The following is a 13489-nucleotide window of genomic DNA, read 5'->3' on the forward strand; positions in this document are numbered from 1 at the left end:
TCCATATTCCCGACCAGATTGGCGATGCTATGGCCATCTTTCCTGTTATTCGGGCGCTTGAATTGCATAAAATTAAGCATCTTTTAATTGTTACGTCGACAATTAATTTAGAAGTGTTTAATGCACTTAAACTTGAAAAGACTAAATTAACATTAGTCACAATGACTATGCAGGATCACGCAACATTAAAAGAAATAAAAGATTTAGCAAAGAACATAACACAGAAATACGGTACGCCGGATCTTTGTATAGAGGCGATGCGTAAAAAGAACCTGAAAACGATGATATTTATCAGTCAGTTGAAAGCAAAAACGAATTTTCAGGTTGTTGGTTTAACCATGAAGTGCTACTCCCCTTTGTGCAAGAACGCGTCCCGGATGGATCAGAATCTCCGGGCTCCTGTACCCATGACATGGGCATTTATGATGCGTGAGGCGGGTTTTCCAGCAGTCAGGCCAATATATGAATTGCCACTAAGTGAGGATGTACTCGATGAGGTGCGCGAGGAAATGCGATCGTTAGGATCTTACATTGCGCTTAATTTAGAAGGTAGCTCGCAGGAACGTACATTTTCATTATCGATTGCAGAAAATCTAATAGCAAAAATTCAAAGTGAAACAGATATACCAATAGTGATCGTTCATGGACCAAAAGGGGAAGATAAAGCCAGGGTATTAGTGGATTGTTATAATAATGTCTACCGTTTATCCTTATCACCCTCGATTAAACGTTCAGCAGCAATCATAAAAGATGCTTATATCGCAATAACTCCTGACACCTCAATATTACATATGGCAAGTGCCTATAATACTCCCGTTGTTGCAATTTATGCTGATTACAAAACGCGATGGCCCGCAATGGCCGATGTTTCGGAGTCAGTCGTCGTTGGGCAAAAAATTGACAATATAAGTCTGGATGAATTCGCAAAGGCATTAAAAAGTGTTTTGGCGAGAATATGAGACAGTACTTATGCATAGTAATGCCGATCTGTTATGAACGGTGGTGTCATCAATACTCTGAGGCTGGTCAATCATCACAGAAAACCAGCCTTTGGATCAAAGCTGTACTCACCGGATACGATCATAGTCACATCGAACGCGATTCTTGCGGTGCAGCAGTTTTATTTATTCATTTTCTGTGAGAGAAGGGCAAGCTCTATAGAGGGAATGTAAAAAAGAGTGCTCCGAATGGAGCACTCTTTAAGAAATTATAACGGAAAATCACAGGTTTTTATAACATGTCGCATAAGCAAACCCAAGCTTTTCAAATACGCTTTGATCACCTGTTGCCAGGGAAACTACGTATTGTTCGCTTGAGTTTGCGGGACTAGATGACCAATACATATTTGATTGAAAACCAGCGTCAGTCGTGTAATGCCCCATATCTCCCCATTCACTGTACAGTGACCCGATGCCTCGGGAACTACTGTGGTTTAAATAGTTTGCTCTGGGGAGCGTGTAGCCATTGCTGCTGCAAAAATTTTCAGCAAGGCTGTATATCATGAAAGCCTCGCCGGCGTTCACCCACCAACTCTTCACACGGATTTCGTATACATAGCTAGGGCCTCCTGATTTTGGCGTCGCCGTAATCCTTTCCCAATTGCTGCCGACATTTTTAAATGTCACTTTACCGGTAGCATCAACATCGACCCAGGAGGCAGAGCTTGAAAACTCATAATCAGCCGCCGTTTTTCCTGGGGCAAAGTTGTCATTATTCAACTGATAATACGCCCCGGTGAACCCCTGCGAAGGGAATGTAGTTGTCGGTAGGTCAGTACCATTGACTGATACTGTACCGCTCATTATTTTGTCTTCTGCGCGAGTGAATTGTATTGTGGTACTCAGACCAGCTTGATGAACACCATTCAATACAGGGATCAGCGTTGCGATACCCTCTCCGCCGCTTGTAACAGTGGCTTTGTAATCACCGTTGATATTTAGACTGTAATCAATTGCGCTAATTTTTATATAGGGCACGTTAGTACCTGATTGCACAAATTCCATCCCTTCAGAAACTTTGATCGGATTGCCTGATATATCGTGCAGAACAAGACGTAATTCAGCACTATCGGTATAGTCCCCTTTCAGTGATGACCGATTGCTCTTAAGGACGGACTGCGAGGTGTCTGCCGGGCCAGCCACCAGCGTTATATCTACTGTTTGCATTCCACCAGCGGTCGTGACTGCGCTTACCGTGACGCTACCTGTCATCGCTCCTTTCACGCTTGTTGTCGCGATTCCGTTTTGATCGGTCACCGCTGTTAATGACGTTAATGTGGCAGAGCCGCTTTTTAAGGCGAAGTACACAGTGAGACCTTCGATCAGGTTACCACTGCCATCCTCAACCGTTGCCTTTAAGGTACTTAAATCACTGTTGGTGGCGGCGATAGTCGATGGATCAGCGATAAAGCTAGCAACATGTGCGGTGCTTGAGTTGCCAGTGACTTTCACGGTTGTCTGTGTCTGTATTGTTACGCCGTTATGGAACGATGCAGTCACCGTATATGTACCGACTTTATTGCTGGTCAGAACGACCGGAGCCTGACCTGAAGAGTTAGTTCTCACTTTTCCGCCACTTAACGTCGCCCCTTCTGGCGTTACGCTAAAGTTGATGACCTGACCCTCCACTGGAGTGCCATTTGCAGAGGTTAGCGTTGCCGTCAGAGTAGTGCCTGTAGGGGCATAGACACCGATAAGCGGACTGGACGCCGTGAGTGTCAGTTTTTCATCAATAGCCTCCAGTTGTTTCTCAAGTGAGGCTCCATTCGCCAGGGATGCTTTCACCATATACGAACCGTTTCTTTCGGGCGTCATGGAGACCTCGGCTATACCATGCGTATCAGTAGAGACAATATTTTGGCTGATGGTCATGTGCTCTGGTGGCTCTGCACTGAATGTTACAGATTCATTAAGAATCGGGTTGCCAAACTGGTCGTTGACGTGAGCTTTAACTGCTACGTCTTGTGCGACCATTAGCTGACCTTCAGGTATCTCCAGACTGGTAATCGTTGCAGAATTAATATCTGCTTTTGCATTCAGTAATCGCGATATGACTTCAGTAGGTTTATCTGCCAGAGAGGCTGAAACTGTTTTCAGTCCGACTTCGGTGCTTGTCACAAGAATTTCAGCGAAACCCTGATCATCCGTTTCAACGCTGGTGCTGCTTAGCGTGACGGAGGTTCCGCGGAAATTAACTTTTATGCCTTCTACCGGGTTGCCGTTAGCGTCAGTGACGCTTGCAGTCATGGTCGCGCCCTCGGTCGTGCTGACGACGAATGAGTATACAGAGGTTAAGGAGGCTAGTGTTGCGGTACCAGCATCGGCAATCAAAGTCACCTGTTTCGTATCACTGACACCATAATTGTTCACGCTAACTGTCACGGGGTAGGTGCCGGATTTTGTACCGCTCAGTGTAACTTCAGCCTTGCCGTTGATATCAGTAATGGCGGAACCGCCTTGTCCGAGAGTGAAGCTTGCGCTCACGTCTGCCGGTAGCGTGAATGTCACCGCCTCATTGGCTAACGGGTTGCCGTTTCCATCAGTCACTGTTGCCTGAAGTGTGGTCATCCCAACGTTATTGGCGATAAAGTTGTCCTCGGTAACGTTAAGATTAACCTGCGCACTGAGCGTATCCGCAATAAAGTTCACCACCAACTGCTCACTCTTACCGCCAGTCATCGATGCTGTAACAGTATGAGCGCCTGCTTTTGTACCTTTCAGCGTGACTTTCGCTTTGCCTTCAGCATCAGTAATCGCTTTACCGCCATCGCTCAGCGTGAAGTTCGCCTTCACATCTTCCGGCAGAGTAAATGTTACTTCAGTGTTGGCTATCGCATTGCCCTCTGTATCAGCGACTGTTGCTGTTAGTGTCGTGAGATCGTTATTGTCGGCAATCAACGGATCCTTCGAGGCTGCCAGCGTGATTTCGGCATTCGCGACGTTCGGCACATAGGTCACTGTTTGTTGCATCGAATCGCCATTTTCGAGGGTTGCCGTCACTTGATAAACCCCGGCTTTTGTAGCGGTAAAGCTTGCGTAAAAATTGCCGTCGTGGTTGGTAGTATATATAGCGTTATTACTGGGGGTCACGCCTTCACTTGGTGATACTCTGAGGGTTACCTCCTGCTGGGGTACACCGTTGCCGTAATTATCCTTCACCTCAATATACAGATTGGTAGTGTCGCCTGCGGAGACTGTATCAAAAAGTGCCTGTAGCAAGGTGAGATGTGCCGTAGACGCATCAGCGTTGACATTAATTGATGTGCTAAGCGTGGAGCTACCATTTTCCAGACTGGCCTCAACGGTATCCGGTCTCGCTCCTGATTCTATCGAGGAGCGGGTATTGGTATAAGTGACGGTAGCCTTACCCTGTTCGTTCGTTACGGCTTGGCCGCCATTCGTCATTTCGGCAGAGTTTGTTCTGCTGGTGAAGTTCACAGTCACACCTTTCACCGGAAAGCCATTATTATCAACGACTGTGGCGGTGATGACGCTGCCGGAGCTGTTCTGCGGGGTACCGGCGATTATGCTGTCTGGGACAGGCGTCAACTCGATAATTTTTGCCGCTGCTGTGTCGCCAATAAAATGCACAGTTTTGTTGTCGCTGGCACCATTATTAGCCAGTGATGCAGTGACCGTCTGCTCACCAAAGGCAACGCCTGCGAGAGTGGCCTGCGCGATGCCAGACTCATTGGTATTACTTACTCCCGGGGTCAGGGTGAGTCCTGAAGAGGCTGAGCTGAATGTTACCGGAAGATTATTCACCTCATTGTCGAACTGATCTTTAACCGTTGCAGTTAGCGTTGCGTTATCGACGCCATTACCTGTGATCTCATCTTTTGACATCTGCAGGACAACCTGAGCCGAGGTTTTGTCCGCCACAAATGTTACCGGCTGCGAATCACTGGTATTGTTATTACCCAGCGTTGCGGTAACCGTATGCGTACCCGCTTTTTTACCTTTGAGCGTGACATGCGCTTCCCCATTGGCTTGGGTGATGGCAATGCCGTTATTTTCGAGGGTAAAGTTTGCCGCCACGCCCTGTGGCATGGTGAAGTTCACCGTTATTCCCGCCACCGGATGATTCGACGGATCTTTCACTGTTGCTGTCAGAGTTGTCTCATCCACGCCATTCCCAATGATTTCCGCTTTCGATGTTTGCAGAACGACAACCGCTCTGTCTTTATCCGCCACAAACGTCATTGGCTGTGTATCGCTGACATTGCTGTTAGCCAGACGAGCCGTGATCATATGCGTGCCCGCTAACGTGCCGGTCAGGGAGGCGATTGCAGTCCCGTTGCTATCCGTCATGCCTTTTCCGCTGTTGCTAATCGAGAACCGACTTGCGACGTCGTTTGGCACAGAGAAGGTGATTTCTTTATCTTTTAATGGGTTGCCATTTTTATCCTGCAAGGTTGCAGTCATATGTAGCGGAGCTGTGTTGGTGACGGTGATATCACCTGAAGGCACACTGAGGGTCAGGGCAGCAGTACTTTGATCACCGATAAAAATCACCTGTTGATTAGCCTGAGAACCAGAGCTCACAGAGGCCGTAACCCTATAATCACCATTTTTCAAACTGGTCAGCGTAGCTGTGGCGATCCCGTCGTGGCTATTCACTTCTGTTTGGCTCAGTTTCGCCTCTGCTGAATTAACATTGAAAGTGACCTTGACGTCATTGAGCAGGTTGCCTTTTGCATCCCGGACTGTCGCGGTCATTGTGGCGCTATCATTGCCGTCAGCGACCACTTCATTTTTCGACTTCTGCAGCTCAACCTGCGCGGTACTCGAGTCGCCGACAAAACTGACGATTAACGTTTGTTTCACGCCATTTTCAAGGGTGACTTCAACCGTGTTGTCTTCCTGCTTACTACTTTTCAGATCAAAAGTCGCCAGACCATTAACATCCGTTTTTGCGGTGTTTTGATTGTTGAAGGAAGTTGCCGATCCGCTTAATACCGCAAACGTGACGGTATGATCATTGATTGGGTTGCTTCCTTCATCAGCGACATTGACCGAGACGGTGTTTGCTGCATTCTCATTGGCGAGCACACCATTATTGCTGGCAGATAATGTCGCAATTTTTGCTGACTGCGGGTTGGCGTCGATGATAAAACCAGCGGTATGCAAATCTTCATTCCAGTTTTGCATTAATAGCTTCGCAGTAAGCCCACTGCCTTTGGTATAGGCGGTATAGGTTGCCTTATAGACGCCATCTGCGGTTTCTTTCCAGTCTGTAGTGACACCAGGTTTCACGTTGTCGATGCTGACTGCGTTATTCAGTTGCTGTTTTTGCTCCTTAACAGGTTTGTCATTTTCATCTCTCAGTTCTACCGTCACCTCGATAGGATTGCCGGAGAGATAACGGTCTTTATCAATTTTAATTGACGAGTGAGTTCGGGATGACGAAATAGAAATGATATTCACCACGGCGGGGGCTTTAGCCGCATCCACACCATTCAGCTGTGGCATCAGCGTCAGCGTGCCAGACATCGCTCCTGTGGTCAGGATCTGGGTATAGCTTCCGTCACCATTATCTTTCCATTCAGAAAGGGTGATGTCCTGAACTCCTTCGTGACGCGTCGAAAGCACCAGCCCGATAACAGGATTACCTGCTGCATCATGAGCAATAAAAGTCAGTGTGGCGGTTGAATGGGAATCCGCGCTCAATGTTTGGGTACTTAACGATACCGAGGAATCTTTCTGGCTTAGCGTAGGTGCCTGAACGACCACCATGCTTTGTTCACGATTCGACAAATTGCCTTTGACATCTTCAGCGGTGACTTCAATCGGCCAGGTGTTATCGGTTTCTGGCGTACTGGTGAACCGGTAAGCCGGCAGGGTAACCAGAATATCTTTACCCGTTGTGACCACTTTGCCACCGGCAGCTTCCAGAGCGGTGGCTTCGACGTTATAGCCTTTCAGGGCATATTTGGTTTGTAGCGACGAAACCAATGATTTCACTTCTCCTGACTTCCCTGTCACGGGGTCTGTCAGGGTCAGGCGAACCAGTTCTTTTTTGCGGTATTCCAGAACGATGTTGTTGTTGCGATCCACCAGATCATAACGGCTGCCTGCAAGGCTACGCCGTGCAGCGACTTCGTTCGGGTCAAGCTGTTTCTGCATTGCGCTGCCAGGTTGCCAGGTAAAATCGACGGCAAAACGGGTGTCATTTTCGCCCTGTTTACCCTGGCGTTGCTCCGCGCTGAAGGTCATCAGCGGGAAGGGGGTATAGTTAAGTCCAGCGGTTATGGTATGAGGATTACTTTGCCGATCGTCTTTATCGAACAGGGCCACTTCATCGCCATAATACTGTTCATAGACCAGTTTACCGCCAAGGTGCGGCCAGGCGGGTAGCCAGCCTTCTGCGCGTACATCCCAGCCATTGGCCGGGCGGGCTTCATAATCGTTGTCCAGCTCAGGTGCGCTGCGCCAGTTGGTCAGTGGCAAATAGCCGTTACTGCTTAATTTTAGATAGTCGCGCCAGTACTCCGCGCCAATGCCGGCGCGGGAGTGGTAACGGCTAAGATCGTGGTCGAAAAAGAAGTTGATGCCCGACATCCATGTGGGAGTGAAATGACGCCAACCTAAGCCGTTGTTAATCTGCGTACGCTCGTCAGTACGATGGAGAGTATGCTGACTGAAAAAGAGATTATCAGGCGTTTCATACCACGGATGGAGAAAATCGAACTGGGAGTTCTTCAGGCTAAAATCTTCATCCACGCCCAGCGTGATTCTTGCGGTACCGAAGCGGCTTAACCAGTCTGTCATTGCGCCTGAAGCCTGAGAAGAGGCCCATCCACGCGCCATATTTGCCGCTTGCTCGCTGTTCATATCTTCGGCGAGCAGAGACCCGATTGGCTGTGAAGTACTGGCTATCTGTTGCTCAAGGTTGCCACTGCTATTACCCGGTGGCGGGGTTAAATTATTTTCACTAACTTGTGCCGGGACATCCAGTTCATCACCCTGGCGGACATTATCAAAACCTCGAGCAAACGTACGAAACTGGTTGAGTTTGCGTAACTCAGCCACCGAAATACCGAAACGTTCGGCAACGCTTTGGGCCGATTCCAGCGCTCCAAGGGTGTAGGGCACCGTATTGGCATTTGCAATGGCAATTTGTGCAGGAACTGGTTGTTGGGTTGCGGTGTTTACCACACCTTGTGCTGCCGCAGCCATAGGGAACGCAAGTTGAGTTATCAGGCAGATACCCGCAGTTAAGCGGCGTAGTTTAATTCCCATCCCGCATAAGATTTGTCGGTCATTTATTTCTTCTCCACTTCTCTTCTTCGTAGCCATGCTTACCTTCCCTGAACGAGCTAACATAAATGCGCCCTTTCTAGCACAGCGAAAAAATGTAAATCCTGATAGCAATATGATTGAAAATTAATAACTTTTCGTTAGGCAGTTTTGGGTGTGAGTTGCAAGAGGGGAGACTACTGAATAACTCAAGTTTTATAATCGAGGGGAAAATGGTGATGGCGTTCATAGCAAAACGCCCTCAACCATAAAGGTCGAGGGCGCTTAAGATGTTAAAAAACCGCTATCCGTTAAAAAGCAATGTTCAACTAAGGTCAGTGACATTGCGCTAAAAAAGCGAATTTTTAGAATTTGGCTCCTCTGACTGGACTCGAACCAGTGACATACGGATTAACAGTCCGCCGTTCTACCGACTGAACTACAGAGGAATCGTGTGAACGGGGCGCATATTACTTAGCGGTACCTTGTCTGTCAACACTAAATTTCATAAGTCATTTCAATTGGTTAATTAATCTGCAAAGTTGTTAATTAATGAACATTCGTCGCCGAAAACGAGTCTGTATCATTAGTGCGATGCAGTCTCTGCAAAGGATCTTGTTGATAAAATTGGCAGAAACGTTGCCACAATGAAGGGAAACGAGGAGCAAAAAGTTCTGGGGCGCTAAAGAAATATTCAGAAAGTACGGCAAAACATTCAGCAGGATCACTGGCAGCATAAGCATCAATGCTCGCCGCATTCTCGCCAACCAATTCGATTTCTTCCTGAATGTTGTTCATTGCAGCATGAAGATCGTGTTCCCAGCCAGCAACCTCACGCAACGGAATAAAGGGAACTCCGCTGGCGCGATCGCCGTTACGGGTGTCCAGCTTATGAGCGACTTCATGAATAATCAGGTTAAAACCAGAAGCATCAAAAGAATCTTGTATATCCAACCAGTTCAAAACGATAGGCCCTTGCTGCCAGCTCTGACCTGACTGAACAATACGTTGGTTATGCACCAGACCGATATCGTCTTCCCATTCATCATCGACCACAAATGGCGCAGGATAAATTAAGACTTCATGAAAACCATCCAGCCATTCCAGTCCTAACTCCAGAACGGGTAGGCAAAATAGAAGTGCTATCCGGCAGCTTCTTAATGAATCCAGTTCAAAGCCCTGTAAAGGAACAAGCCGCTTTTGCTGTAAAAAACGTTCGGCAAGAGTGACTAATTTGCTTTGTTCCTGTTCCGTCAGACACGTTAAAAGGGGGATCGATAGTGCTTCCTGCCAGGGAAGGGCAGTTTGATGTGCTGATTCTTGTACTTTCCAGGGCCACTTAATCATCGTTTTGCTCGCAAACTCGTCACTTGAACAAAATTGCACGGACAGGGACTGTTAAAATGCCAAATTTCCTGGCATCATGGCAACCATCTGAACGGAGAGATGCCGGAGCGGCTGAACGGACCGGTCTCGAAAACCGGAGTAGGGGCAACTCTACCGGGGGTTCAAATCCCCCTCTCTCCGCCACTTTATCAATGACTTATCTCCCGACTTCCCGCCTTGCTTTTCCTAAACAGAACAATCGTAGAATATTCTTGAAGGGTTAGATCGTCACTGTTTTCTGTTCGATACTGTGACATTCAGCACTTGATTCGCTATGGATCTGACAGGAAAGTTTCGAGCGAATATGTGCAGTTATTCAGTCGTTTTCTTATCGGTCACCATTCTTCTTTTAGACATTCATCCTATGAAACTGCTGTAAAGTTGGTGGTGGGAACTGAAGTTGCGTAGAGAAGGGGTCAATATTTGAGCCAAAAAAGGAACGCGGCCGTCAGATTAAAGCCGCGGGACAAAGTCCATAATTTCCAAGAGTTGTTGAATTTCCCAGCTTTTTTGAAAGCCTTTGTATCATACTAACAAGTAAAAAAGGTTTAAATACCAAAATTAACCTGTATTTTTGATAAGTCTTACCATTGTACGATTTACACAGTTTCTGCTCCTCCTTGTTGATAGTGGAAAGGGTGCATTGTGCACTTGCGTAAACATTTATGACGCGTTGATGTCCATGGTTCACATTTCCTTGTCAGGGGATCGACTTATTTGCGGCGAGGCATCATTCGTAACAGAGTATTATCTTTCTGAATGTAGTGATGAAAGAGTGCTGCGCCAGCGTGAGCTGCGATTAAAAAGTAACCTATATTTGCCCAGGTTTCGTGAATATTTTTTATCAGTGCTTTAATTTCGCTGTTTGGGGTAACAAAGGGAGACACATTGAAACCAAGGAAACTCCACGATTTTCCACTGTAAGCCATCAAAGCAATCCCCAGCAGAGGAAGTGCAAGGAAGGTTATATAAAGCATGATGTGCATTAGCGAAGCCGCTTTCATTTGCCAGGCAGGTGGCGGTGGTACAATAGAAGGATCACTATAACGGTGTTTTATAATCAGGCGTGAAAACATTAACACCCAAACGAATATACCCGCATTGTAATGTGTTTCTCGCATCAGCAGATAAGTACTACTACCTTTAGGAAACCAGCCACGGAGTTCCATCGCGGCATAGGTTATTGCAACGAAAAGCAGCGTTATCCAATGTAAATAAATTTGAGTTTTTGAGAATCGGTTCATTTTTGTAGCTCCTGTAATTTTTACAGTCAAGCTATCCCACGAACCTTAAAAAATCCTTATACAGATGTGGTTTTAAGAATTTGTTATTTAAAAAATTGATAGTGCACATTGTAACCAGCCAATATAAGCAATGGCGTGAGCACAGGTATCTTTCTCTGTTGGCCGTATTGTGTATGGAATCCGTTATTGGTTAACTCAATGCGGGTTAGCTTATTAATATACAGACACGTCATAGTGATGAGCGTGTCTGTAGCTAGCTTGCGTTCAGTGGCGTTTGTGGATGGACCAGTGGCAGTTATGATGACTTACTAAAGCGGCATCGAGGCGTTATCATGAGAATACTCAATGAGACATCATTTCCTCGACCACTTCTTCGCTACTCAACTGATATGGATAATACGTTGGCCAGTTTTCCATTTCATTTAATAAAGATTGCTGTGAATCATTACCCATAAAAATGTGAAAATGAGATGATTTTCGTGGTGCAATTATATGATCGCTAAATTGTATATATTTAGGGGCTTTGCTTTCAGGATCTTTACATTCGAATAAGTAACGAACGCCTTTCTTGCCTGATTTATAGGTGAGTATTTTGTATCCATCGTAATCATATTTACAGGATGTTGTTTCATTATTTCTATGGAATTCAATAATGCCGTCCTCAATGCCAATCATCTCGATATCTGTTGCATAACCTTTGTGATAATAATCTTTAATTTCAGCAAATGTTTTAGTTTTATCTGCATCCGCTTTCTTCTGAAAGACGGGGTCAAGTTTGCCACTTTGCAGTAAAGGATAAACGGATTGCCAGACTCCATCCCAGTCACTGAGCGTTCGGTTTTGTACATTGGCATCATCAAAAACACCATTAGCAGCTTTTTGTTCGACCTCTGTTAAGGGTTTGCCGTGTGAGTGATGACCATGCGAAAAGGCAGGAGCGCTAACAATAAAGACACCTAAAGCAACAGCCAGTTTGTGAAGACGAATCGCCAAAACAGTTTCCTCCAGAGTCATTGTATATGATGTGTAATGTTATATTGTAACATATGGCAAAATGCAACAACTCTTAGGAAACGAGAGCATGGTATTCTCAAGTGTATTCAGCTATGTTATTGAAATAGAATAAATTATTCTGGAGATGAGAGGTTGATGACAAACGAAACATAACCTGATGTGATCTGCGCAGGCCGGACAGGGCGCTCGCGCCACATCCGGCAGGGATAACGCGTACTTTGTCGGCAATATGAAGTTATACAGATAATTTGTTGTGAACCTGCTTGCGTAACCGGTTAAAAAGGGAACGCAACTTCTTATACCGTAAGGCTAAAAGCAGTACAGCCAGCCCAGCGTAGATGAGCGGCTGCGGTGAAATAATCTTCACTGACCACAGATAATGTATTGGGGCCAGGATCGCGACAAGATAGACGAAATTATGCAACTGTTGCCAGTGCTTGCCGAGTTTTCGCTGCATCGCCTGGGTTGAAGTAAACGCTAAAGCAAGCAAAATAACCCAGCTGATAATTCCTAACGTTAAATAAGGCCGGGTAATTAACTCCTTACCTAATAACGCCAGATTATTCACGCCCAGCTCCAGCAATGCGTAACTGGTTAAATGCAGTGTCGCCCAGGCAAAGCACCATAAGCCTAACAGGCGGCGAGTGCGTATCAATAACGGCTGTTTTGCGTAGCGTGCCAGAGGTGTGATTAACAAGGTCGCCAGCAAAAATTTCAGTGCAGTGCGACCGGTAAAATGCTGAATATCTTTCACCGGATCGGCACCCAGTCCACCGTGATTGATCGCCCAGACCAGCCAGAGAAACGGCAACAATCCGGCAAGATGCAGGCAAACTTTCAGCCATGTCACCTGTTTTGCTGTCAGACGCATTCAGAAATTCTCCCGCAAATCCAGGCCACGATACAGCGATGCCACCTGGTCGGCGTAACCATTAAACAGTAGCGTTGGCTGGCGCTGTACATCGAGGATGCCGCCTGAACCAATAAATCGTTCGGTAGCCTGTGACCAGCGCGGGTGATCAACATGCGGATTAACGTTGGCGTAAAAACCGTATTCGTCAGGCGCTGCCAGATTCCAGGTGGTTGGCGGACGCTCGCGGGTCAGCTTAATACTGACTATCGATTTAATCCCTTTAAAGCCATATTTCCACGGCACAATCAGTCGTACCGGCGCGCCATTTTGTGGCGGTAACGCCTTGCCATAAACACCCACGGTCATCAGTGTGAGCGGATGCATTGCTTCGTCGAGACGCAATCCTTCGACATAAGGATATTTCAGCCCGCCGCCGATAAAGCGGTCCTGCTGGCCAGGCATCTGTTCCGGTGCATAAATTGTTTCGAAAGCGACATACTTCGCATTGCTGGTGGGTTCGGCAAGCGCCAGCAATTTGTGCAGCGGAAAACCAATCCACGGCACCACCATCGACCACGCTTCCACGCAGCGCATACGATAAATACGCTCTTCCAGCGGGAAGCGACGGGTTAAATCATCGTGATCGAGGGTCAATGGTTTTGCCACTTCGCCGCTGATTTTCAGTGTCCATGGATCGGTTTTCAGGCTACCAGCATTAGCGGCGGGATCGGCTTTATCCAGCCCGAATTCATAGA

General features: G+C 46.8%; 7 protein-coding genes and 2 tRNA genes. 2 read left to right on the top strand and 7 right to left on the bottom strand.

The window, feature by feature from the left end; all coding sequences use genetic code 11:
- Nucleotides 1-959 (top strand): glycosyltransferase family 9 protein (locus tag QZF50_RS19215; RefSeq protein WP_290388955.1); only part of this gene is annotated, 959 nt, incomplete at its 5' end.
- 261 nt (nt 960-1220) lie between these two features.
- On the opposite strand, the gene yeeJ is transcribed toward QZF50_RS19215, so the two are convergent.
- From yeeJ to mtfA, 3 genes are all read right to left on the bottom strand, one after another.
- Nucleotides 1221-8297: an inverse autotransporter adhesin YeeJ gene (gene yeeJ / locus QZF50_RS19220; RefSeq protein WP_012311680.1), complete on the bottom strand. Its 7077-nt coding sequence runs from the start codon at nt 8295-8297 to the stop codon at nt 1221-1223.
- Nucleotides 8298-8610: 313 nt separating this feature from the next.
- Nucleotides 8611-8686, bottom strand: a tRNA-Asn gene (locus QZF50_RS19225).
- Between the two features lie 100 nt (nt 8687-8786).
- On the bottom strand, nt 8787-9584 hold the full coding sequence (gene mtfA, locus QZF50_RS19230; protein ID WP_001300307.1) for a DgsA anti-repressor MtfA: 798 nt from the start codon (nt 9582-9584) through the stop codon (nt 8787-8789).
- 93 nt (nt 9585-9677) lie between these two features.
- Here mtfA and QZF50_RS19235 point away from each other — a divergent pair.
- Nucleotides 9678-9767: transfer RNA gene (locus tag QZF50_RS19235), tRNA-Ser, on the top strand.
- 569 nt (nt 9768-10336) lie between these two features.
- Here the strand turns inward: QZF50_RS19235 and QZF50_RS19240 are convergent.
- The 4 genes from QZF50_RS19240 to msrP form a co-directional block, all read right to left on the bottom strand.
- Nucleotides 10337-10867: a cytochrome b gene (locus tag QZF50_RS19240; protein ID WP_001079074.1), complete on the bottom strand. Its 531-nt coding sequence runs from the start codon at nt 10865-10867 to the stop codon at nt 10337-10339.
- A gap of 342 nt (nt 10868-11209) precedes the next feature.
- Nucleotides 11210-11860 carry a metal-binding protein ZinT gene (zinT, locus tag QZF50_RS19245; protein ID WP_001007756.1) on the bottom strand — a complete coding sequence of 217 codons (651 nt, stop codon included), beginning with the start codon at nt 11858-11860 and terminating at the stop codon, nt 11210-11212.
- Nucleotides 11861-12116: 256 nt separating this feature from the next.
- Nucleotides 12117-12752, bottom strand: a complete 636-nt coding sequence (gene msrQ / locus QZF50_RS19250) for a protein-methionine-sulfoxide reductase heme-binding subunit MsrQ (RefSeq protein WP_001240091.1) — start codon at nt 12750-12752, stop codon at nt 12117-12119.
- On the bottom strand, nt 12753-13489 hold a 737-nt coding region (msrP, locus tag QZF50_RS19255), incomplete at its 5' end, for a protein-methionine-sulfoxide reductase catalytic subunit MsrP (RefSeq protein WP_140240002.1).

Origin of the sequence: uncultured Escherichia sp., assembly GCF_948475835.1 — a bacterium.
GTDB lineage: Bacteria > Pseudomonadota > Gammaproteobacteria > Enterobacterales > Enterobacteriaceae > ECMA0423.